Annotated in this window: 18 protein-coding genes; 2 read left to right on the top strand and 16 right to left on the bottom strand. The window is 67.9% G+C overall.

Annotation, left to right across the window (positions count from 1 at the left end; translation table 11 throughout):
- Positions 1 to 636: 636 nt before the first annotated feature.
- From IM708_RS09220 to xdhA, 8 genes are all read right to left on the bottom strand, one after another.
- A complete protein-coding gene (locus IM708_RS09220) occupies positions 637 to 1,125 on the bottom strand; it encodes a DUF892 family protein (protein WP_209426225.1) in 489 nt (162 codons plus the stop codon).
- A gap of 381 nt (positions 1,126 to 1,506) precedes the next feature.
- Entirely contained in the window at positions 1,507 to 2,589 is a 1,083-nt protein-coding gene (locus IM708_RS09215) for a BMP family ABC transporter substrate-binding protein (protein WP_209426224.1), read from the bottom strand.
- Positions 2,590 to 2,655: 66 nt separating this feature from the next.
- Positions 2,656 to 3,588, bottom strand: a complete 933-nt coding sequence (locus IM708_RS09210; RefSeq protein ID WP_209426223.1) for an ABC transporter permease — start codon at positions 3,586 to 3,588, stop codon at positions 2,656 to 2,658.
- Positions 3,588 to 4,673, bottom strand: a complete 1,086-nt coding sequence (locus tag IM708_RS09205) for an ABC transporter permease (protein ID WP_209426222.1) — start codon at positions 4,671 to 4,673, stop codon at positions 3,588 to 3,590. Before IM708_RS09205 ends, IM708_RS09210 begins: the two co-directional genes overlap by 1 nt.
- Positions 4,660 to 6,177 (bottom strand): ABC transporter ATP-binding protein, encoded by a 1,518-nt coding sequence (locus IM708_RS09200; RefSeq protein WP_209426221.1) that lies wholly within the window; start codon positions 6,175 to 6,177, stop codon positions 4,660 to 4,662. The genes IM708_RS09205 and IM708_RS09200 overlap by 14 nt, the downstream gene beginning before the upstream one ends.
- Positions 6,174 to 7,118 carry a xanthine dehydrogenase accessory protein XdhC gene (xdhC, locus tag IM708_RS09195; protein ID WP_209426220.1) on the bottom strand — a complete coding sequence of 315 codons (945 nt, stop codon included), beginning with the start codon at positions 7,116 to 7,118 and terminating at the stop codon, positions 6,174 to 6,176. Before xdhC ends, IM708_RS09200 begins: the two co-directional genes overlap by 4 nt.
- The gene (gene xdhB / locus IM708_RS09190) at positions 7,108 to 9,510 is read right to left on the bottom strand and encodes a xanthine dehydrogenase molybdopterin binding subunit (protein WP_209426219.1); all 2,403 of its coding nucleotides are present in this window, start codon (positions 9,508 to 9,510) and stop codon (positions 7,108 to 7,110) included. Before xdhB ends, xdhC begins: the two co-directional genes overlap by 11 nt.
- Positions 9,507 to 10,922 (bottom strand): xanthine dehydrogenase small subunit, encoded by a 1,416-nt coding sequence (gene xdhA, locus IM708_RS09185; RefSeq protein ID WP_209426218.1) that lies wholly within the window; start codon positions 10,920 to 10,922, stop codon positions 9,507 to 9,509. The genes xdhB and xdhA overlap by 4 nt, the downstream gene beginning before the upstream one ends.
- A 202-nt stretch (positions 10,923 to 11,124) precedes the next feature.
- Between xdhA and dnaE the strand changes: the two genes are divergently transcribed.
- Complete coding sequence (gene dnaE / locus IM708_RS09180) at positions 11,125 to 14,568, top strand: DNA polymerase III subunit alpha (RefSeq protein ID WP_209426217.1); 3,444 nt, start codon at positions 11,125 to 11,127, stop codon at positions 14,566 to 14,568.
- Between the two features lies 1 nt (position 14,569).
- Positions 14,570 to 15,370, top strand: coding sequence for a crotonase/enoyl-CoA hydratase family protein (locus IM708_RS09175; protein WP_209426216.1), 801 nt, complete (start codon positions 14,570 to 14,572; stop codon positions 15,368 to 15,370).
- Between the two features lie 292 nt (positions 15,371 to 15,662).
- On the opposite strand, the gene IM708_RS09170 is transcribed toward IM708_RS09175, so the two are convergent.
- The 8 genes from IM708_RS09170 to IM708_RS09135 form a co-directional block, all read right to left on the bottom strand.
- On the bottom strand, positions 15,663 to 15,911 hold the full coding sequence (locus tag IM708_RS09170) for a fasciclin domain-containing protein (protein ID WP_209426230.1): 249 nt from the start codon (positions 15,909 to 15,911) through the stop codon (positions 15,663 to 15,665).
- A gap of 59 nt (positions 15,912 to 15,970) precedes the next feature.
- Complete coding sequence (locus IM708_RS09165) at positions 15,971 to 16,444, bottom strand: fasciclin domain-containing protein (protein ID WP_209426215.1); 474 nt, start codon at positions 16,442 to 16,444, stop codon at positions 15,971 to 15,973.
- A gap of 227 nt (positions 16,445 to 16,671) precedes the next feature.
- Complete coding sequence (locus IM708_RS09160; RefSeq protein ID WP_209426214.1) at positions 16,672 to 17,829, bottom strand: ABC transporter substrate-binding protein; 1,158 nt, start codon at positions 17,827 to 17,829, stop codon at positions 16,672 to 16,674.
- Between the two features lie 34 nt (positions 17,830 to 17,863).
- A complete protein-coding gene (locus tag IM708_RS09155; RefSeq protein ID WP_209426213.1) occupies positions 17,864 to 19,723 on the bottom strand; it encodes a long-chain fatty acid--CoA ligase in 1,860 nt (619 codons plus the stop codon).
- A gap of 13 nt (positions 19,724 to 19,736) precedes the next feature.
- The gene (locus IM708_RS09150) at positions 19,737 to 20,552 is read right to left on the bottom strand and encodes an ABC transporter ATP-binding protein (RefSeq protein WP_209426212.1); all 816 of its coding nucleotides are present in this window, start codon (positions 20,550 to 20,552) and stop codon (positions 19,737 to 19,739) included.
- 106 nt (positions 20,553 to 20,658) lie between these two features.
- Positions 20,659 to 21,459 carry an ABC transporter ATP-binding protein gene (locus tag IM708_RS09145; protein ID WP_209426211.1) on the bottom strand — a complete coding sequence of 267 codons (801 nt, stop codon included), beginning with the start codon at positions 21,457 to 21,459 and terminating at the stop codon, positions 20,659 to 20,661.
- Entirely contained in the window at positions 21,456 to 22,538 is a 1,083-nt protein-coding gene (locus IM708_RS09140; protein WP_209426210.1) for a branched-chain amino acid ABC transporter permease, read from the bottom strand. The genes IM708_RS09145 and IM708_RS09140 overlap by 4 nt, the downstream gene beginning before the upstream one ends.
- A 5-nt stretch (positions 22,539 to 22,543) precedes the next feature.
- Complete coding sequence (locus IM708_RS09135; RefSeq protein ID WP_209426209.1) at positions 22,544 to 23,419, bottom strand: branched-chain amino acid ABC transporter permease; 876 nt, start codon at positions 23,417 to 23,419, stop codon at positions 22,544 to 22,546.
- Positions 23,420 to 23,566: the final 147 nt, after the last annotated feature.

Below are 23,566 nucleotides of genomic sequence, written 5' to 3'. Positions count from 1 at the left end.
CCGCTCTCAGCAAAATTTCCAGACATCAGGTTGCTCAATCCTTCGTGATGCACCCTTCGAGGTCAGGCAGATCGACAATACCTACTCCCGTGTGACCATCGAGGTGGCTCCGTCTCTGTCAATCGGCATTGAATCGGGACCCCTCTGGCGCATCGGTAGCTGACCCGAGGCGGCGGAGCTATCAAGCTGCGCAGCCGGCTCAACACCGTCTCTTCCACGAACGACCTCCTTCTCGCTCGAGGTCTGCCCGCTCTATGAAACGATCGACGCCAACACGATCATCGCGGAAAGTCGGGAGCCGCTGATTTTCTGAGCTAATTCAACTGCAGGCTACATCGGGATCGCTGGTGTGACGAAGCCCCGGCTGCTTCGCAAGTTAACCGAAGCGCAGACTTATCCACAGGCACGGGATGCGCCCTTCCGTTAGAATCTATAGAGTTAAATTAGTTAGACCGGGAAGTTCAACCGATCGGCACCCGGGGCACGCTCGCGGATGCAGCGAGCGGAGCGCCTGAAGCAGGTTGCGGTGCCTGTACTGTCGCCCCTTGGCTGGGGGGTGGACTATGAAAATGGGGCTGGTCCCTTCCGGAACCAGCCCCATCGTCAGTTCGCGCGGCGCGGGGCCCGGCTGCGGCCTCAGGCCGCGGCCTCGTTGATCTCGGACTCGGCGATTTCGGTCATGGTCCGGTCGCCGGCATAGGCCGCGTCCAGCATGTCCTGCAGTTTCTTCGCTTCGTCCTTGAGCCCCAGTTGCGTGGCGAAGGCCAGCGCGCAGCCGTAGCCCGCGATCGCGTAATGCGCCATCCGCTGGTACTGGGTCACGATCATCGCATCGCGCGCCGCGTCCGAGCCGAAATCCTCCTCGATAGCATGCGCGCGCGCCTCGCGGACCAGGCCTTCCATCCCCTTGCAATGCTCGCCCTCGGGATCGGCGCCATGCGCGGCGATGATCTCCTTCAGCTTGGCGCAGCCGTCGTCGATGCCGTCCATGCCACGCTCCAGCGCGCGGCTGAGGGCTTCGTTCTTGGCCGCCAGCGTCAGCTTGCGCGTGGCTTCCTTGGCCTGCTTGTTGGCACTCAACAGATCCTGCAACTGGTCCAGGTAGACGTCTTTCAGGTCGTTCATGACGGCCTCCTCGCATTGGTTTAATTGCTTGGTCACGAGGCCAACGCAAACCCGCCGCCACGGGTTCCCACCCACCCCGCGCCGGCGCCCGATCAGGGACGTTGTTCCGGGTTTCGGCCCGCAAAGCGGGTCGAGGACCGGCTGCGCGCGCTCGGACCGGGCGCTCTGCGCGGGCCGTCGGCGGCGGCCGAAACCTTTACGATCCGCGACCGCGCCGTTCGGAACTGCCATACGTTTGCCATACGCTTGCCAGCCACTTGCCATACGCCTGCCAGCACCCTTGCCGGCGGGGTTTTCGCGGGCTGGCGGATGCGAAAACGGCCCGGGGTCGCCCCCGGGCCGTGCGTGTTTTCCGGCCCTTGCGGGCGGGCGTTGGCGGGTTCAGTTCGGCACGCTGCCGGACATCCCCTCGACGTAGAAATCCATGCCCAGCAGGTCGCCGTCGGGCGCCGTCTCGCCCTCGGCCAGCCACTCGGTGCCGTCCTGCCGGTTGATCGGCCCGGTGAAGGGGTGGTACTCGCCCGAGGCGATTCTTTCAATCATATCCTCGGCTTCCGCGCGAACGTCCTCGGGGATGGCGTCGTTCAGCGCGGCGAATCCGACCATGCCTTCCTCGATCCCGTGCCAGACATTCCCGGCCTCCCAGGTGCCGTCGATGCGGGCCTGGATACGCTCGATATAGTAGGGCGCCCAGACGTCCAGGATCGCGGTCAGGTGCGATTCCGGGGCGAAGCTGGTCATGTCCGACGCCTGCCCGAAGGCATAGATCCCGCGGTCCTGCGCAATCGTCACCGGCGCCGTGGAATCGGTATGCTGCATCAGAATATCCGCCCCCTGCTCCATCAACGCCTCCGCCGCCGCCGCCTCCTGCGCCGGGTCGTACCAGCTGTAGACCCAGACCACCCGGAAGTTCACATCCGGGTTCACCGCCTTGGCGTGCAGATAGGCCGAGTTGATGCCCATCACCACCTCGGGGATCGGGAACGAGGCGATGTAGCCCACGGTGTTCGTCTCGGTCATCTTGCCGGCGATGTGGCCGATTACCGCGCGGCCCTCATAGAAGCGCGCGTTGTAAAGGCTGACGTTCGGCGCCTCCTGGATGTAGCCCGTCGCATGCTCGAACGCGACGTCGGGGAACCGCTGGGCGACCGCGTTCATGTCCGGCCCGTAGCCGAAGGAGGTGGCGAAGATCATGTCGGTGCCCGACAGCGCCATCTGGGTCATCACGCGCTCGGCGTCGGCGCCATAGGCCACGCTTTCCACGAAGCTCGTCTCCACGGCATCGCCGAAATGCTCCTCGACGGCGCGGCGGGCCAGGTCGTGGGTGTAGCTCCAGCCGTGGTCGCCGACCGGCCCGATGTAGATGAAGCCGACCTTCAACGGGTCCTGGGCGAAGGCGGCGCCCCCCAGCGCGCTCAGTCCCAGCGCCAGGGCCGGCGCGGCCAGTAAATGTCTGCGGTTCATGGGTCTCTCCCTGTTGGTGTGGGGCCGGTGGTCACTGCCAGGGCCCGCGCTGTGAAATCGCCGGCGTCAGCCGGTGGCGTGGAACGGTCGGCCCAGCGAGCCGGGCGCGGCAAGCGTCTTGCGCGCGCGCCCCGAGGACATGACGACAAGAACCAGAATAGTCACCAGATACGGGGACATGGCAAGGTATTCGACGGGGATGCGCACGCCCGCCGCCTGCAGGTTCAACTGCAAGACGATGATGCCGCCGAAAAGATAGGCGCCCAGGAGCGCCCGCCACGGCCGCCACGAGGCGAAGACGACGAGCGCCAGTGCGATCCAGCCGGCCCCGGCGGTCATGCCCTCGGTCCATTGCGGCACGCGGATCAGGCTCAGATACGCCCCGCCCAGCCCGGCGCAGGCGCCGCCGAATGCGATGGCGAGGATGCGGACGCGGCGCACACGGTAACCGAGCGCATGCGCGGCTTCGTGGTTCTCGCCGACCGCGCGCAGGATGCGCCCGCCGCGGGTGTGGTTCAGCCAGTACCAGACCGCCGCGACCAGCGCGATCGAGACATAGACCATCGGGTCATGCCGAAACAGGATCGGTCCCAGGACCGGCAGGTCGGACAGAAAGCCCAGGTCCATCTTCGGCGTGCGCGGGGGCGGGATGCCGACAAAGCCCTGACCCAGCAGCGCCGAAAACCCCAACCCGAACAGCGTCAGCGCCAGGCCCGAGGCGACCTGGTTGGCCATCAGCACCTGCGTGAGCAGCGCAAAGATCAGCGACACCGCCGCCCCGCCGCAGAGCGCCGCCAGCATGCCCAGGTAGGGGTTGCGCGTCATCACCGCGACGGCAAAGCCGGTGACCGCGCCGGTGATCATCATCCCCTCGACGCCCAGGTTCAGCACGCCGGCCTTTTCCGCGACCAATTCGCCGATGGCGGCCAGCAGGATCGGGGTCGCCGCCACCATCAGCGCCGCGGCCAGCACGACCGGATTGATCGACGACAGGTCCATCACGCAGCCTCCGGCCAGGAAAGGCGGATGCGGTAGTTCGACAGCACATCGAGGGCGAGCAGGAAGAACAGCAGCATCCCCTGAAAGACCTGGATCGCCGCGCCGGGCAGCCCCAGCATGAACTGCGCAAGTTCCCCGCCGATATAGGTCAGCGCCATCAAGAGCCCGGCCAGCACGATCCCCACCGGGTGCAGACGGCCCAGAAAGGCCACGATGATCGCGGTGAAGCCGTAGCCCACGTTGAAATCGATCGAGATCATGCGCGCGGGACCGGCCACCTCGAACAGCCCGGCAAGCCCGGCCATCGCCCCCGAGAAGCCGAGGCACATCACCACAAGCCGCGCGGGCGCCACCCCGGCGAAACGCGCGGCGCGCGGGGCCTGACCGGCAAGCCGGATCTGATAGCCGAGGATGTGCTTGTGCAGCAGGATATAAGTGAAGATCACAGCGATGAAGGCGGCGACGACCCCCCAGTGCATCCCCGACCCGGCGATAATCTCGGGGTTCGAGGCCGCCGGATACTGGGCGATGTTGCGCGAGCCGGGAAAGCCCGCGCCGTCGGGGTTGCGCATCCGCCCCGTGGCCATCGCCGCCAGGATCTTCTCGGCCACGTAGACCAGCAGAAGCGACACCAGGATCTCGTTGGTGTTGAACCGCGTCTTCAGGATCGCCGGGATCATCGCCCAGGCCCAGCCCCCGGCCGCCCCGGCCAGCACCATCAGCGGAAAGATGTACCAGCCCGGCGACGGAAAGAACGCCAGCGCCACCGCCGCACCGCAGAGCGCGCCGATGATGTATTGCCCCTCGGCCCCGATGTTCCAGATCCCGGCGCGAAAGCCGATGGCCAGCCCCACGGCGATCAGGATCAGCGGCGCGGCCTTGACCAGCAGTTGCGGCCGCGAATAGGCCGCGAACTGTGGATTGAACAGCGGGTCCCAGAAGATCATCTTGATCGCCGCGAACGGGTCCTTGCCCAGGAAGGCAAAAAGGATCGCGCCCGCCACCATGGTCAGCGCGACGGCCAGCAACGGCGTCGCCCAGTTCCAGAAGTTCGAGGGCTGGGCGCGTTTCTCAAGCCGCAGCATCGCCGGCCTCCTCTGCCCCGCCCAGCATCAGGCCCACCTGGTCCAGCGTCAGCCCGCGCACCGGCCGCTTGGCCGTCAGCCGCCCGGCGTTGAGCGCGGCAAAGCTGTCGGCGATCTCCAGCAACTCGTCCAGGTCCTGGCTGATGACGACCACGGCCGCCCCCCCCTGCGCCAGATCCATCAACGCCTGCCGGATCGCCGCGGCGGCCGAGGCATCGACGCCCCAGGTCGGCTGGTTGACGACCAGCACGTCGGGGCGCTGCATGATCTCGCGGCCGATGACGAATTTCTGCAGGTTCCCGCCGGACAGCGCCCTCGCCACGACATGCGCCCCCGGCGTGCGCACATCGAAGCGCTTGATCACCGCCTCGGCAAAGCCGCGGGCCTTGGTCCAGTTCACGAACCCGCCGTTGACCAGCTTCTGCCGCCAGGCGCCGGTCAGCAGCGCGTTCTCGACCAGCGTCATCTCCGGCGCCGCGGCATGGCCCAGGCGCTCCTCGGGCGCGCAGAGAAGCCCCATCGCGCGCCGCGCGTTCGGACCCATATGGCCTACCGTCTCGCCCCGGATCGACACGGCCCCGGGCGGCGCGCGCAACTCGCCCGAAAGCGCCGCCGACAGCTCGTCCTGTCCGTTTCCCGCCACGCCGCCGATGCCCAGGATCTCGCCCATGTGCACCGCGACCGAAACCTCCTTCAGGCTGGTCCCGAAGGGCGAGGGCGAGCGCAGGCTCAGGCCTCTGACCTCCAGTGCGATGTCGCCGGGGCTGTGCGGCGGGCGTTCGGGTTGGTGCAGCTTGGTGCCGACCATCATCTCGGCCAGTTCGCGCGCGGTGCGGTCGCGCGGGTCGCAGCGGTCGACCACCTTGCCCAGCCGCAGCACCGTCGCCGTCTCGCAGAGCGCGCGGATCTCCTCCAGCTTGTGCGAGATATAGAGAATCGACCGCCCCTCGGCGCGCAACTGGCGCAGGGTGCGGAAAAGCGTGTCCACCTCCTGCGGGGTCAGCACCGATGTGGGTTCGTCCATGATCAGCAGATGCGGGTCCTGCAGCAGGCAGCGCACGATCTCGACCCGCTGGCGCTGGCCCGCGGACAGATCGCCGACCAGCTGCCCGGGGTCGAGCGGCAGGCCGTAGTCGTTGCTCACCTTGCGGATCTGCGCGGCCAGCTTTCGCAGCGGCGGCGGGTTGTCCATGCCCAGTGCCACGTTCTCGGCCACGTCGAGGGCATCGAACAGGCTGAAATGCTGGAACACCATCGCAACACCCGCCGCCCGCGCCTCGTGCGGGGCCGTCGGCGCAAAGGGTTCGCCCCGCCAGCGCATGGTGCCCGAATCCGGCCGGACCAGCCCGTAGATCGCCTTGACCAGCGTCGATTTGCCCGCCCCGTTCTCGCCCAAGAGCGCGTGGATCTCTCCCTTGCCGATATCGAAGCTGACGTCGCTGTTCGCCACGACGCCGGGATAGGCCTTGGTGATCCCCTTGATGGCCAGAAGCGGCGTGGTCATCCGGCAGCGTCCCTTTCCCTGTCGCGGCGGTCCCGTTTCAGTAGCGCGGCGGCAACGCCCACCGCAATGGCTTGCGGATGCTTACCCAGGGACGGGTCGCCGATCGGGCAGCGGATGCGCGCGATTTGGGCGTCCGTATGCCCCAGCGCCTTGAGCCGTGACCGAAAGCGCGCCCATTTCGACGCCGAGCCGATCAGCCCGGCGCCCGTGAAGCCATGCCCCAGCAGCCGGTGGCAAAGGTCCAGGTCCAGCGCATGGCTGAAGGTCAGGATCAGGTGCTCGGCCGTCTTTGGCGCCTCCGCGACCAGTGCGGCGGGGTCGGGATGGGTGCGGACGGTAACCTTCGGCGACACCTCGGCCGGGAATCGTTCGGGCGTGGTGTCGATCCAGGTCAGCGCGACATCGGGCAGCGGCGCCAGCACGCTCACCAGCGCCCGGCCGACATGCCCCGCCCCCCAGATCCAGAGCGCGCGGTCGGGGGCGGCGATGGGCTCGACAAGCCAGCCGCCCGACAGCAGGACGGGCGCCACCCCCTCTTCGCGCGCCGCCTTCAGCGCGCGGCGGATTGCCAGCGGCATGGCGCCGGCATCCGCGGTGACCGGGCGGGCATGCGCGCCGCACTCGGGAAACGCCGCAAGCTCGACGGCAGAGAGGCGCTCGAAGATCAGCGTCACCGCGCCGCCGCAGCACTGTCCCAGCCCCGGTCCCAGCGGCAGGCGTTCCACGCGCGGCCCGCCGCCCGCCAGCAGCGTCCGTGCTCTTTTCGCCGCCTCGTATTCCAGCGCGCCGCCGCCGATCGTGCCGGCCTGACCCTCGGCCCAGACCAGCATCGCGGTTCCGGCCCCGCGCGGCGTTGACCCCCGGTGCGCGGCGATGACAACGCGCACCACCGCCGGTCGGCGGTCGAGCGCTGCCGCCAGTTCCGCGCGGTCAATCGCCATGCCGCCCCCGCTGCCGGTCGACGGCCGCCAGCACCCGCTCCGGCGTCGCCGGCGCATCCAGCCGGGGATAGAGCGACCCGTCGCCGCAGGCCGCCACCGCATCCGACAGCGCCATCAGCACCGAGATACCCAGCATCAGGGGCGGTTCGCCCACGGCCTTGGATCGGTGGATCGTTTCTTCCCGGTTGCGCCCGTCCCAGAGCGCGACGTTGAAGACCCGCGGCCGGTCGCCCATCGCCGGGATCTTGTAGGTCGAGGGGGCGTGGGTGCGGAGCCGCCCCTTGCCGTCCCAGACCAGCTCCTCGGTCGTGAGCCACCCCGCGCCCTGCACATAGCCGCCCTCGATCTGCCCAATGTCCAGCGCCGGGTTCAGGCTGGCGCCGCAATCGTGCAGGATGTCGGCGCGCAGGATGCGGTATTCGCCGGTCAGCGTGTCGATGACCACCTCGGACACCGCGGCGCCATAAGCGAAATAAAGGAACGGCCGCCCCCGCCCCGCGATCCGATCCCAGTTCAGCCCCGGCGTGCGGTAGAAGCCGGTGGAAGACAGGCTGATCCGCGCCTGATAGGCCCGCGCGATCACCTCGGCGAAGGGGTAGTCGGCGCCTGCCACTCGCACGCGATCCTCTTCAAAGCGTACGTCGACGGGCTGGCACTGATGCTCCGCGGCCAGCAGGTCCGCGATCCGGTCGCGGATCGTCAGGCAGGCCGCCTGCACCGCCATGCCGTTCAGGTCCGACCCGGACGACGCCGCGGTGGCCGATGTGTTGGGCACCTTCGCCGTATCGGTGGCCGTTATCCGGACCCGGCCGAGCGGCACGCCGAACACCTGCGCCGCGACCTGGGCGACCTTCTGGAACAGACCCTGCCCCATCTCGGTCCCGCCATGGTTCAGGTGGATCGAGCCGTCCTGGTAGACATGAACCAGCGCGCCCGCCTGGTTCAGATGCGTGAGCGTGAACGAGATGCCGAACTTCACCGGCGTCAGCGCGATCCCGCGCTTCAGGATCGGATTCGTATCATTCCAGGCGCTGACCCTGGCCCGGCGCTGCGTGTACTGGCTGGATTCCTCCAACTCCGCCACCAGCTCGTGCAGGATGAAATCGGTCACCGGCATGAGGTAGGGCGTCGTCTGCGCCCCGTCCGCGGGCGGTTCGGGCACGGGCCGGGCGACGGCTTCCACCGCGCCGCGCGAGGCGGGCTCGCTCGCGGGCGCCTCCGGCACGTCCGGCGCCGGCGGGACGGGTCGATGGGACGCCGCGTAGAAATTCGCCCGCCGCACCGCCAGCGGATCGCGGCGAAGGCGGTGGGCGATCTGGTCCATCACCCGCTCGATCCCCAGCATCCCCTGCGGGCCGCCGAAGCCGCGAAAGGCGGTGGCGGATTGGGTGTGGGTGCGCAGCCGGTGGCTTTCGATCCGCACGGCGGGCAGGAAATAGACGTTGTCGGCGTGCAGCATCGCCCGGTCGGCCACCGGCAGCGACAGGTCCATCGCCCAACCGCAGCGGGTATAGTGGCGAAAATCGATTCCCAGGATGCGGCCGTCCTCACCCACACCCGCGCGATAGTCGATGCGGAAATCGTGCCGCTTGCCGGTGATCAGGAAATCGTCGTCGCGGTCGTAGCGCATCTTGCACGCCCGCCCGGTGGCGCGGGCGGCCAGCGCGCAGGCCACCGCCAGCGCGTTGCCCTGACTTTCCTTGCCGCCGAAGCCGCCGCCCATCCGCCGCACCTCGACCCGCACGGCGTGCATCGGCACGCCCAGGGCATCGGCGACCTTGTGCTGGATCTCGGTCGGGTGCTGGCTGGAGCAGGCAACGTGCATGTCGCCCCCCTCCTGCGGCAGCGCCAGCGCCGCCTGCGCTTCGAGGTAGAAATGCTCCTGCCCGCCGATCTCGATCCGGTCCTCGAGGACATGCGGGGCGGCCTCGATGGCGGCGGCCGCGTCGCCGCGCGCCCAGATGCGCGGGCCATCCTCGAACCGGCTGTTCGCCGCCAGCGCCTCCTCGATGCTCAGGATCGCGGCCCTTTCCGCGTAGCTGACCCTGCCCAGCCGCGCGGCCCTGCGCGCGGCAAGGTGGCTTCGGGCCACGACCAGAAAGACCGGCTGGCCCAGATACTGCACGTCGCCCGTGGCCAGAAGCGGCTCGTCGTGGTTCGACGGGCTGCAATCGGCGGGGCCGATATCGCCTGCCGCCAGGACCGCGACGACCCCCGGCGCGGCGCGGACGGCGGCAAGGTCCATGGCGGTTATCGCGCCATGCGCGACGGTGCTCAGCCCGAAGGCCAGGTGCAGGGTGCCGGCGGGCGTGGGGATGTCGTCGACATAGCGCGCGGCGCCGGTGACATGCAGCGCCGCGGCGTCGTGCGGCAGGGGCTTGTGGACGCTCACGGGGCGACCTCCAGCACGCGGGTGGCGGCGCCCTGATCCTCGAGGAAATAGCGCCGCAGCATGTTCCGCGCGCTGCGCAGCCGGTAGTCGGCCGAGGCGCGCATGTCGTCGATGGGTTGGAAATCCTCGGCAAAGGCCGGAAGCGCGGCCTCGACCGTGGCCTCGATCCAGGGCCGGCCGGTCAGCGCGGCCTCGACCGCGGCCGCGCGTTTCGGGATGCCGGCCATGCCGCCGAAGGCGATGCGCGCCTCGCGCACGGTCTGGCCGTCAAGCCGGATGCTGAAGCAGCCGCAGACGGCGCTGATGTCCTGGTCGAAGCGTTTGGAGATCTTGTAGGCGCGCAACCGGTCGGGCTGGCGGGGAAAGCTGACCGCCTCGACGAACTCGCCGGGGGCGCGGTCCTGCCGGCCGTAGTCGATGAAGAAATCCTCGAGCGGGATCGACCGGCGCGCCGGCCCCTTGCGCAGATGCAGCACCGCCCCCAGCGCGATCAGCGCCGGCGGCCCGTCGCCGATGGGCGAGCCGTTGGCGATATTGCCGCCGATCGTCGCCGCCGCCCGCACCTGGGCGGCGCCGTAGCGGCGGATGAGTTCGGCGAAATCGGGATGCAGGGGCGCCATGGCGGGCAGAAGGTCGGCCAGCGTCGTCACCGCGCCGATGCGGACCTCGGTGTCGGTCAACGAGACCCCGCGCAGATCCTCGATACCGGCGATGAAGGCGACGGGGGCCAGGTCACGCAACTGTTTGGTGACCCAGAGGCCCACATCGGTCGCCCCGGCGATCAGCGTGGCGTCGGGGTGGGCGGCGTACCAGTCGGCCAGGTCTTCTGCCGTGCGCGGGAGGAAGGGGTGGGGGGCGCTGCCCCCCGTCGGCTGCGCCGCCTCCCCCCGGGATATTTGTGGACAGATGAAGGCAGGGTCGGTGGCCTGGCGCAGCCAGTCGGGGACGGGCGCCTGCGCCGCGGCCTCGGCGGCGCGCTGGATGGGCGCGTAGCCGGTGCAGCGGCAGAGGTTGCCGGCGAGCGCCGTGTCGTGGTCGGTCACGCCGTTCAGGTGGTTGGCCGCCATCGTCACGACAAAGCCCGGCGTGCAGAAGCCGCACTGGCTGCCGTGGTGGTCGATCATCGCGTGCTGGACGGGATGCAGGGCGCCGTCGGGGCCCGCCAGCCCCTCGACCGTGCGGATGGCCTTGCCGTCGAGCTGCGGCAGGAAGAGGATGCAGGCGTTCAGCGCGCGCGTGCCGCGGGCGTCGGTCACCATCACCGAGCAGGCGCCGCAATCGCCCTCGTTGCAGCCCTCCTTGGTGCCGGTCAGTGCGCGATCCTCGCGCAGCCAGTCAAGCAGCGTGCGCGTGGGCGGCGGATCGGTCAGCCTGACCGGTGTCCCGTTCAGAAGAAACGCAATTTCACTCATCTCCGGCCCTGGCCGCCCGTCCTGCGAGGTTCTGGCCGCCCGCCCTGCGAGGCAGGCGGCGCGGTTTCCTGACCTGCCAGTCAACACCGGCGCGCGGCGCGCTGGCAAGCGGTAACTTCACGTCCGGTCGCGTCGGTTAAAGCTGTCGCCGGGGCGGCACCGGTGCCTTGCGCCGGGCGTCCCGCGCCGGCATCATGGCGCCATGAGCCCCCCCCGATTCATCCATCTTCGCACCCATACCGAGTATTCGCTGCTCGAAGGGGCGCTGCCGCTGAAGTCCCTGGTGAAGCTGTGCGAAAAGCACGCGATGCCGGCGGTGGCGGTGACCGATACCAACAACCTCTTTGCCGCGCTCGAATTCTCGACGCTGGCGGCGGATGCCGGTATCCAGCCGATCCTGGGCTGCCAGATCGACCTGCAACTGCCGCCGGCGCAACCCGGGGACAAGCCGCGCGCGCCGGCACCGCTGGTGCTGCTGGCCCAGTCCGAGGCCGGCTATCGCAACCTGATGAAGCTCAACTCCTGCCTCTATCTGCGGCCCGGCAGCGCGCTGGCGCATGTCACGCCCGAGGAACTGACGGCGCATGCAGAGGGACTGATCTGCCTGACCGGCGGACCCGATGGCGTGGTCGGGCGGCTGCTCCGCGACGGGCAGCGCGCGCGCGCCGAGGAACTGGTCACCCGGTTGGGCGCGATCTATCCGGGCCGGCTCTATGTCGAGTTGCAGCGCCATCCCGGCGAGGGCGGCGCCGTGCCCGAGGCCGAGGCCGCGACGGAACGGCCGCTCGTCGAACTGGCCTATGCGATGGACCTGCCGCTGGTGGCCACGAACGACGTGCATTTTCCAGCCCCCGACCTTTACGAGGCACATGACGCGCTGCTGTGCATCCGGGACGGCGTCTATGTCGACCAGGCCGAGCCGCGCCGGAGGCTGACACCGCAGCACTATTTCAAGACCGAGGCGGAAATGGCCGCGCTTTTCGCCGACCTGCCCGAGGCGCTGGAAAACACCGTCGAGATCGCGCGCCGCTGCGCCTTTCGCGCCCGGAAACATCCGCCGATCCTGCCGCGTTTCGCCGATGACGAGGTGCAGGAGCTTCGCCGCCAGGCCAACGAGGGGTTGCAGGGCCGGCTGGCGGTCATCCCCCATGCCGCGCCGGTCGCGGAGTACCAGAAACGTCTTGATTTCGAACTGGGCATCATCGAGCAGATGGGCTTTCCCGGATACTTCCTGATCGTCGCCGATTTCATCAAATGGGCCAAGGATCAGGGCATCCCGGTCGGCCCCGGCCGCGGTTCGGGCGCGGGCAGCCTTGTCGCCTACGCGCTGACCATCACCGACCTCGACCCCTTGCGCTACAGCCTGCTGTTCGAGCGCTTCCTCAACCCTGAACGCGTCTCGATGCCCGACTTCGACATCGACTTCTGCATGGACCGGCGCGAGGAGGTCATCCAGTACGTGCAAGAAAAGTACGGCCGTGAAAAGGTGGGGCAGATCATCACCTTCGGCGCGCTGCTCAGCAAGGCCGCGGTGCGCGACGTCGGCCGCGTGCTGCAACTGCCCTACGGCCAGGTCGACAAGCTTTCGAAGATGATCCCGGTCGAGGGCGTCAAACCCGTCTCGATCGAGAAGGCGCTCGCCGACGAGCCGCGGCTGCGCGAGGCCGCGAAGGAAGAGGTCGTGGAACGCCTTCTCGACTACGCGCAGAAGATCGAGGGGCTGCTGCGCAACGCCTCGACCCACGCCGCCGGCGTTGTCATCGGCGACCGGCCGCTGGACGAGTTGGTGCCGCTCTACCGCGACCCGCGCTCGGACATGCCGGCCACGCAGTTCAACATGAAATGGGTGGAGGCCGCGGGGCTGGTCAAGTTCGACTTCCTCGGCCTGAAGACCCTGACCGTCATCGAGAACGCGATCGACCTTCTGAAGCTCCGCGGCGTCGATCTGGACATCGAACGCATCCCGCTCGACGACGAGAAGACCTACCAGCTTTACGCCTCGGCCCGCACCGTCGCCGTCTTCCAGGTCGAAAGCTCGGGCATGATGGATGCGCTGCGGCGCATGAAACCCACCTGCATCGAGGATATCGTGGCCCTCGTCGCGCTCTATCGCCCCGGCCCGATGGAGAACATCCCGACCTATTGCGAGGTAAAGAACGGCCTGCGCGAACTCGAATCGATCCACCCCTCCATCGACCACATCCTGAAGGAGACGCAGGGCATCATCGTCTACCAGGAGCAGGTGATGGAGATCGCGCAGGTCATGGCCGGCTATAGCCTTGGCGGCGCCGACCTCTTGCGCCGCGCGATGGGCAAGAAGATCGCCGAGGAGATGGCCAAGGAACGCCCCAAGTTCATCGAGGGCGCCATCGTCAACGGCGTCGACAAGGCCAAGGCGGGCGAGGTTTTCGACCTCCTGGAGAAATTCGCCAACTACGGCTTCAACAAGTCGCACGCCGCCGCTTATGCCGTGGTCAGTTACCAGACCGCGTACCTCAAGGCCAACTACCCCGTGGAGTTCATGGCCGCGGTGATGAACTGCGACATCCACCTGACCGACAAGCTGTCCGTCTACAAGCGCGAGGTCGACCGTCTGGAAATTCCGGTCGTCCCGCCCTGCGTCAACCGGTCCGAGGCGACCTTCTCGGTCGCGGACGGCGCGCTGGTCTACGCGCTCGGCGCGCTGAAGAACGTGGGCGTCGAGGCGATGAAACTGATCGCGGGCGCGCGCGGCGACCGGCCCTTCGCCGATCTCACCGATTTCGCCCGCCGGGTGGATCTGAAGCGCATCGGAAAGCGCCCGCTGGAGATGCTGGCCCGCGCCGGGGCTTTCGACCGGCTGGAACGCAACCGCAAGCGCGTCTTCGAAAGCCTCGATGCGCTCACCGCCTTCTCGGCCGCGGTGCACGAGGAAGCCGCCTCGAACCAGGTTTCGCTCTTCGGCGCGGGGGGGGATGATCTGCCCCCACCGCGGCTGGCCACCGGGCCGGACTGGCTGCCGACCGAGCGGCTAGCGGCCGAGCATCAGGCGATCGGCTTCTATCTCTCGGGTCATCCGCTCGACGACTACGCCGGCCCGCTCAGGCGCAAGGAGGTGCTGACGCTGACCGAGGTCACGCGGCGCGCGGCCGAGGCGCCCTTCGTCGGCCGGATCGCCGGCGCGGTCTCCTCGCGGCAGGAACGCAAGTCGGCGCGCGGCAACCGCTTTGCCTTTGTCCAGCTGTCCGACCCGACCGGGCTTTACGAGGTTACCGTCTTTTCCGACGTGCTGGAGGCGGCGCGCGCGCATCTGGAGCCGGGGTCGAATGTCGTGCTGACCGTCGAGGCCACGATGGAGGCCGACACGCTGAAACTGCTGGCGAGGGGGGCGCAGCCGGTCGACCTGGTCATCGCCGATGCCGGGGCGACCGGGCTGAAGGTGCGCATCACCGACACGGGCGTCGTCCTCGACCTGGCCGAGGTGCTGGACCGCCACCGGGGCCAGACGGCGCCGAAGAAGCTGCGCGGCCCGCTGCTCTGCTGCGTGCCCGACTCCGATACCGGCGGCGAGATCGAGGTGGAGATCGGCGCCGACCTGCCGCTGACGCCGCATCTGCGCGGCGAATTGCGCGTGCTGCCCGGCGTGCTCGACGTCGAGGAGGTCTGACATGCTGCGCCTCGAAACGCTGGGACGGGTCCGCGTGATCACGCTCGACCGGCCGGCGGCGCGCAACGCGGTCGATCCGGCGCTGGCGCATTGGCTCTACGAGGCGGTGCTGGAATTCGAGGCCAATCCGGACGTCGACGTTGCGGTTCTGACCGGGGCGGAGGGGGCGTTCTGCGCCGGCTTCGATCTGAAGGCCGCCGCGACCGGCGCCGCCGAGGACTGGATCGCGGGCCTCGACATCCCCGAGGGCTGGCGCGACCCCATCGGCCAGCCGCTTGCCAGCCCGATGGGGCCGGCGCGGCTGATGCTGTCGAAGCCGGTGATCGCCGCGATCGAGGGGCCGGCGGTGGCCGGGGGGCTGGAACTCGCGCTCTGGTGCGACCTGCGGGTGGTGGCGGCGGATGCGCAGCTGGGCGTCTTCTGCCGGCGCTGGGGCGTGCCGCTGATCGATGGCGGGACCGTCCGCTTGCCGATGGTCCTGGGGCAGGGTCGCGCGAACGACCTGATCCTGACCGGCCGGCCGGTGGCGGCCGATGAAGCGCTGGCCATCGGGCTTGCCGACCGGGTCGTCGCGCCGGGCGCGGCGCGCGACGCCGCACTGGCGCTGGCCGAAAGCCTGACGCGCTTCCCGCAGGCCTGCCTGCGCGCCGACCACCTCTCGGCCCGGCTCGCGCCCGAGGAAATGGCGCGGCGGCTGCGTCGGGAATGGGCCAGCGTCCGGACCGCGCTGGCCGAGGGGGTCGCCGGCGCCGGTCGCTTCGCCGCCGGTCACGGGCGCGGCGGCAGCTTCGACGACATCTGACCGGACGCCGCCCCGTGCTCAAGCTTGAGCATCGGCGCGACGCTTTGATCCAAAACGGGAAATTTTTCGGCTTAACCGCAACGAAAGGTTTGTTGCGCGGACCGTTCGCTGGCCGGCCGCTGACCGCAACGAAACTTTCGTTGTGGTAAACGCGGCCGATTATTCGAGCGTTTTCAGCGCCTTGCCCGAGCGTCCGCATGCGGACGCGGGACCCGACGCGCGGCGGCACCAAGCATGAAAAGGCCCCGCCGGGGAGGGAGTCGGCGGGGCCTTTGCGGCGACCGGGTGGGCATCAGATGGGCAGCAGGACCCGGTCGATCACGTGGATCAGTCCGTTCGACGCGGCGATATCGGGCGCGGTCACGGTGGCCGCGCGGTCGATCCGCGCGCTGCCGCTGGTACCGTTGACGTGGATGAAGTCGCCGTCGACCATCGCGATGCGCCCGCGCTGGCCGACCACGCGCTCGGCCCGGATGATGCCGGGCACGACGTGACAGGTCAGGATATCGACCAGCGCCTCGCGGTTCTCGGGCTGTAGCAGGTCTCTTGGTCAGACGGCAGGAACGTGCCGCCGCGAAGGTCGCGGCGGCACATCTGGTGTCACTCGGGCATGATCACCGCGTCGATGACGTGGATCACGCCATTCGTCGCTTCGATATCCGCCGTCGTCACGTTGGCGCCGTCGACCTGCACGCCGTCACCGATGGTGATGGTGACCGACTGGCCGTTGACGGTTTCCGCCATCATGCCGTCCGACAGGTCGGTCGACATCACCGCGCCGGGTACGACGTGGTAGGTCAGGATCGAGGTCAGCGTCGGAATGTCGTTCAGCAGACCTTCGACGGTACCTTCCGGCAGGGCCGCGAAGGCCTCATCGGTCGGCGCGAAGACGGTGAAAGGACCTTCGCCCTTCAGCGTCTCGACCAGGCCGGCGGCCTCGATCGCGGCGACGAGGGTGGTGAAGTTGCCCGCGGCGACCGCGGTATCAACGATGTCAGCGCCGTGGTTGTCGGCCAGCGCCGGTACGCTCATCAGGGCAACGAGGCTGGTGGCAACGAGTGTCTTGCGAAACATGAAAGTCTCCCTTTATCCGCCTCTCCATTGAGGCAACGAGGGGGAATACGCGCCGCAGCCGTTGCGGATGACCGGCCCGGGCCAAATAAAGCCCGCCCGGGGGGTCTTGACGAAAAGCGCGCCGCGGCTAAGCCGCAATCCTGCCTTGGGTCCAGTCACGATTTCGTGCCAACCGCTCACGAAAACGGGGCCGCAAACGCGGCCCCGCATGGTCGTTTCGCGAAGGCTCAGAGCCGCTCGAGCAGCTTCCAGACGCCCTCCTCGACCACCGAGATGGTGATGTCGTTGCCGCCCTGGTGATCATCCTCGCTGTAGCTGATCTGCACGTCCAGAAGATCGTCCATGTAGTCGATGGAATGCATCCCATCCATGAACGCTTCGAGGGTCAGGTCCGGCCCTGCGGCCTCCAGCGCCATGACCAACTGGCGCGCGGCGGTGTAGCCCAGCATCGCAAAGCCGCCGGCAGGGTGGCCGAACTGTTCCTCGTAGGCGGCCATGAACTCGTCCACCTCGGGATCGCCGGCGCGCGAGACGAGGTCGACCCAGCCCGCGGCGGCATAGAGCCCGTCGGTCACCCCGCCCGGCACCTGCGCCACGGCTTCCAGAAAGCCCGCCGAGGAGGTCAGGAACATCACGTCGTCCCAGCCCAGCCGCTTGGCGGTGCCGACCACGGTGATGCCGGCCCGCACACCCAGCGCCTGGGTGACGATCTGGCACCCTTCGGAGCGCAGCCGGGTCAGCGCCCCGACGAAGTCCTGCTCGTCCGGGCGATGGGTCGTTTCCGCGACGAACTCGAGGCCCAGCCGCTCGGCGGCGTCGCGGGAGCCCTGCGCGATCTCCTCGCCGAAATCGGTCGGCAGGTACATCGCGCAGACGTTGGTCGCGCCGGATTCGTTGTGCAGGTATTCGATCCCGGCCTGCATCTGGTCATAGTAGCTGGAGAAGGCCGTGAAGTTCATCCCCGGCGGCTCGGGCAGGATGGCGCGGGCGGCGGTCAGCGGGTTGATGTTGGGCACCTCCCTCCGCTCCATCAGCGGGTAATGCGCCAGGTTGTGCGGCGTGCCCAGGTTGAGCAGCATGGCAAAGACCTGGTCGCGCTCGATCAGCTTGTTGAAGGCCTGCGTGGCGCGCGGCAACTGGTAGCCGTGATCCTCGACGATGTAGCGGATCTGCCGGCCGTGGACGCCGCCGTTGGCGTTGACCGCGTCGATATAGAGGTTGGCGCCGTTGACCGCCGGTGTCGACACGGCCGCGAAGACGCCCGACAGGTCGTGCGCGCCGCCGATGCGGATTTCGCTGTCGGTGACGCCGCGGGTCTGCGCCGCCGCCCCCGTCGCAAGTGCCGCGAGCGCCGTCGCGGTCATCAGGGTCTTGAAGTGCTGCATGGTTTCCTCCCCAAAACGGGCCAGTCGGCCCAGACTAATACATATCATCGATCAACGCCTTGTGGCGATTTTCGACCGTCGCGCGCTTGAGTTTCATCGTGGCGGTCAGTTCCTCGTCCTCGGCGGTCAGCAGGACGTCGATCAGGCGGAAGTCCTTGATCTGCTCGACCCGCGCGAATTCGGCGTTGACGGTGTCGACCTCGCGCTTGATCAGATCCACGATCTCGGGCGCGCGGCAGAGCGAGCGGAAGTCCGAGAACGGCACCTTCTTGTCCTGCGCGAACTTCTCGACATTCTCCTGGTCGATCATGATCAGCGCCGTCAGGTACTTGCGCCGGTCGCCGATGATCACAGCGTCCGAAATGTAGTGGCTGAACTTCAGCCGGCTCTCGATCTCGGCGGGAGTGATGTTCTTGCCGCCGGCGGTGATGATGATGTCCTTCATCCGCCCGGTGATGGTCAGGTAGCCGTCGTCGATCCGGCCGACATCGCCGGTCTTCAGCCAGCCATCCTCGGTGAGGGTCTCGGCGGTCTTGTCGGGCTTGCCCAGATACCCCTTGAAGACGTTCAGCCCCTTGATCTGGATCTCGTCATTCTGGCCGATGCGCATCTGGACGCCGGGCACCGCGCGCCCGACCGAGCCGACGCTGTTCGCCTCGGGCAGGTTGACGGTGGCGACGCCGGCGGTTTCGGACATACCGAAGCCCTCGAAAAGCGGCACGCCTATGGCGTGATACCAGCGCAGCAACCCGGGCGAGATCGGCGCGGCGCCGGTCAGCCCCTGCGCCAGGCGGTCCATCCCCAGCAGGCGGCGCAGGTTCTTCAGCACCATCTGGTCCCAGACCCAGTAGCGCGCGGCCACACTCGCGGGCACGGGTTTTCCCGCCAGCGTATGGGCGGCGCGGGCCTCTCCGGCGCGGATCGCCTGGCCAAAGGCCCAGCGGCCGATCGGCGTCGCCTCCTGCGCCAGGATCAGCACGCGCGAATAGATCTTTTCCCAGACGCGCGGCACCGCGACGAAGCCGTGCGGCGACACCTCGCGGATGTTGTCGAAGACGGTTTCCGGGCTTTCGGCGAAATTCACCGTCGAGGACACGATCAGCGGGATGTAGAGCGAGACGAGCCGTTCGAGGATATGGCAGAGCGGCAGGAAGCAGAGTTGCTCGGACCCCTTCTGGAAGGGCAGGCTGTAGAGGCCCGCCTCCATCCCGGCAACGATGTTCTCCTGCGTCAGCATCACACCCTTCGGATCGCCCGTCGTGCCCGAGGTGTAGATCAGCACCGCCAGATCCTCGGGCAGGGTCTTGTCGATCTCGGCGTCGAAGGCGGCGGGGTCGTCCTGCGCGCGCCCCAGTTCCAGCAGATCGGCCAGGAACAGGCATTTCGGGTGTTCGAAGACGTGCAGCCCCTCGGGGTCGAAGATGATGACCTTCTCCAGCGACGGCATCTGCGCCTCGACCTCGAGGAACTTGTCGAGTTGCTCCTCGTTCTCGATGAACAGGAACCGCGTCTGCGAGTCGTTGACCAGAAACGCCAGCTGGCGGGCGCTGTCGGTGGTGTAGACGCCGGACGAGACCGCGCCCATGCATTGCGCCGCCATGTCGCAATACATCCATTCCTTGTTGTCCTCGGACAGGATCGACACCACGTCGCCCCGGCGCAGGCCGAGCGCGCGCAGCCCCATGCCGATATGGCGCACGTTGGTCAGGTAATCGGTCCAGGAAAAACTCTGCCAGATCCCCAGGTGCTTTTCGCGGTGCGCGGTCGCCGTGGCGTTCTCGCGGCAGCGGGCGCGCAGCAGGGCCGGCAGCGTCCTGTGGCCGTCGATATGGACGGGCCGCTGCCCCGGCTTCGCGTTCACGCGCACGCCCTTGAGGGTGATCTCCTGCATCATGGCCGTCCTCCGCCTACCGCCATGTCTTGCGCTTCTTCCAGCGCCGTTCACCGCGCGCGCCCTCGTTGGCGTGGCCCAGGTAGAAGCGCTGGATATCTTCGGACGCGGCCAGCCGTTCGGCGGTGTCGGACATCACGATGCGGCCCAGTTCCATGACGTAGCCATGATTGGCCAGGTCGAGCGCGACGGCCGCGTTCTGCTCGACCACCAGCATGGTCATGCCCGCTTCCTGGTTCAGGCGCCGCAGGATCTCGAAGATCTCCTGCGTCAGCAGCGGCGAGAGGCCGAGCGAAGGCTCGTCCAGAAGCATGATCCGCGGCTTCAGCATCAGCCCGCGCCCGATCGCCAGCATCTGCTGCTGCCCCCCGGACAGCGTGCCGGCCTCCTGCTGGCGGCGTTCGGCCAGGATCGGGAAGTAGGAGAAGACAAGCTCGCGCGCTTGGGCGATCTCGGCCCGGTTGGATTTGGTGTAGGCGCCGAGGCTCAGGTTCTCGTCCACCGTCAGCAGCGGGAAGACCTCGCGCCCCTCGGGCACCTGGACGATCCCCCGGCGCACGATCTGGTGCGGCTCGCGGCCCTGGATCTCGTGCCCGTCGAAGACGATGCGGCCCTTTTCAGGGTCCATGATCCCCGAGATGGTTTTCAGAAGCGTCGTCTTGCCCGCCCCGTTGGCGCCGAGGACGGTGACCACCTTGCCCTCCGGCACGTCGAGCGAGACGCCGCGGATCGCCATGATCGGCCCGTAGAAGGTCTCGAGGTTGCGGATTTCCAGAAGCGCCTGCGTCTGGTCACCGGCTTCGGACAAAGGTTTCGCTGTGGTTAACGGCATCGAAAACGCCCATATTTCCCAATTACTTGCCGGGGCGCACAAATTTGTGCGCCCGGCGGTTCCGCCGCATCCGCGGCCCGATGCCGCCGCAATGGGGCCGCGACCGTCATACCCGTTCCCCCGTCGCGCTCGCCGTCTTAGAGATCGCGCCGGTTCCCAGGTAGGCGGCGATGACCTCGGGATGCGCCTGCACTTCGGCCGGCGTGCCCTCGGCCAGCTTCTTGCCGCCATCCAGCGCCAGCACCCGGTCCGAGACCTTGCCGACCAGCCCCATGTCATGCTCGACCATCAGGACGGTGATGCCCATCTGGCGGCGGATATCCTCGATCCACCAGCGCATGTCCTGCGTCTCCTCGACCGACAGGCCCGAGGCGGGCTCGTCCAGAAGCAGCAGCCGCGGCTTCGTGGCCAGCGCGCGCGCCAGTTCGACGACCTTGCGCACCCCGTAGGGCAGGCCGGCGATGAACTTGTCGCGGTAAGGCTGCAGGTCGAGGAACTCGATCACCTCCTCAACCGCGTGGCGATGGGCGCGCTCCTCGCCCCACGCGCGGCCGACGAAGAACATCTCCTCGATCAGCGTCGTGCGCCGGTGGCGGTGCCGGCCGATCAGCAGGTTCTGGAGGACCGTGGCGCGGTCGAACAGCTCGATGTTCTGGAAGGTGCGCGCGACGCCCAGGCGCGGCACGTCGTGGGATCGTACGCGCAACAGGTCCTGGCCGTCGAAGCTGATCGAGCCCGAGGCCGGGGTGTAGAAGCGCGAGATCATGTTGAAGACGGTGGACTTGCCGGCGCCGTTCGGCCCGACCAAGGCGAAGACCTCGCCCTCGCGCAGTTCCATCGTCAGGTTGTCGACCGCGGTGACCCCGCCGAACTTCAGGGTGACGTTCTTCAACTCCAGCAGGCTCATCTCACCCGCTCCGTCTTCAGGTAGCTTTTCTGCCGGCGGAACATGTCGCGCCGCGCGAAGGGGAAAAGCTCCAGCCAGATGCGTATCTTCAGCCAGCGACCGTAGAGGCCCATCGGCTCGAAGATGAGAAAGAGGACCAGGATCATCCCGAACACCCCGATTTCAAGCCCCGGGATCTGGTAGCCGCGGCCCAGCGTGTCGGTGAAGATCGAAAGGCCCTGCGGCAGGAAGGCCACGACGATGGCACCAAGGAACGCGCCGTGGATGAATCCCAGCCCGCCCACGACGATCATCATCAGAAGCTGGATGGCGAGCAGGAAGTTGAAAGTCTCGTTGTTGAAGGCCCCGGCAAAAAGGCCCATCAGCGCCCCGCCCAGCCCGGTGATCGCGCAGGACAGGCCGAAGGCGACGGTCTTCGTCCGCGCGACATCGACGCCCATCGCCTGCGCCGAAACCTCGCTGTCGCGCACGGCGGCAAAGGCGCGGCCCAGCGGCGAGCGCAGGAGGTTGCGATAGATCAGCGTGACCAGCAGCGCCACGGCAAGCGCCAGGTAGTACCAGTATTCAGGGTTCACCCAGCGGTTCACCTCCAGCCCGAAGATGACGATGTCGGGCGCGAACTTGCCGTTCACGCCGCCGGTCCAGGGCGACAGCATGACGATGATGTCGTCGGCGATGATCGCCAGCGCGAGCGTCGCGATCGCCAGATAGACGCCGTGCAGCCGCAGCGCGGGCACCGCGATCAGCCCGCCGACCACGCCGGTGATGATGCCCGCCAGCAGGAAGGCCAGGATGAAGGGCATGCCGGCTTCCATGAGCAGCACGCAGGTATAGCACCCCAGCGCCATGAAGGCCGAATGGCCCAGGCTGATCTGCCCGGTCTGTCCGGTCAGCAGCATCAGGCCCAGCCCGGCGATCGCCCAGATCAGGACGTTCGTCACCTCGCCCAGGAAAAAGCTGTCGAGCATCAGGGGCAGCGCGAGCATGAAGAGCAGCAGCGCCGAATAGACCGCCAGGTTCCAGCCGTCAGGGAAAAGCCGGATGTCCTGGTCGTAGCTGGTCTTGAAGTGAAAGCGCATGGGGGTCAGACCTTCTTGGTACGCACCTGCGCGAACAGGCCATGCGGTCGGAAGACCAGAACGATGATCAGCAGCGCGTAGGGTGCGATCTGGCTGTATCCGGGCGGCAGGTAGCGCGACGCGAAGGGCTCGATCACGCCGACGATCAGCCCGCCCATCAAGGCGCCGGGCAGCGAGCCGAAGCCACCGATCACCGCCGCGGCGAAAGCCTTGATGCCGATGAACCCGGCCGAGACATCGACCGCCCCCTTCGACGCGTAAAGGATCCCGGCGATGCAGGCGACGGCTGCGGCCAGCGCCCAGACCGCGCCCTGAACCCGCTTGACCGGAATGCCCATGTAATAGGCCGCCATCTGGTTCTGGCTCGCCGCCTGCATGGCCAGGCCCAGCTTCGTGCGCTGGAAGAACTGCCAGAGCAGCATGGTCAGGATCACCGTCACCACGATCACCGCGATATCGGCGAGGCTGAGGACGACCTCGCCAAACCGGACATCCCCCAGCGCCAGCGGCGAGTGGAGGTTGAGCGGTTCATGCCCCCAGATGACGCCCGCGACAAACCGGATCACGAAGCCCAGGGCGATGGTCAGGATGACAATGGCAATCTGGTTCTGGCCGAACAGCTGGCGCAGGATGGTGATGTCGAAAAGATAGCCGAGTGCGCCCATGATCAGCAGCGCCAAAGGAACGGCGAGCCAGAAACTCAGTCCCATGAATTGCGGGTTGACCAGGCCGATCATGACAAAGGCGCCGAGCATCATGAAATCGCCCTGCGCGAAATTAACCGCTTCGGTCGCCTTGTAGATCAGAACGAAGCCCAACGCGATCAGCCCGTAGACGCAGCCGTTGGCAAGGCCGCTCAGCAGCAGCTGCAGTATCTCCATCGCGGCGCCCTCCCCAGCGCGCAAACCCCACCTGACTTGTGCCCGGCTATGGCCGGCTACGGCCGGGTGGCGGGAAGGCGGGGGGCTTTGGAGGCAGGATTGCCGCAACCGGGCCGCATTTCAACTGCTTTCGCGTCAATGCGGTGA

The sequence above is a fragment of the Pararhodobacter sp. SW119 genome (assembly GCF_017811755.1).
Taxonomy (GTDB): domain Bacteria; phylum Pseudomonadota; class Alphaproteobacteria; order Rhodobacterales; family Rhodobacteraceae; genus Pararhodobacter.
The sequence above is the reverse complement of the archived record's forward strand: the minus strand, read 5'-3'. Positions and strand labels throughout refer to the sequence as shown.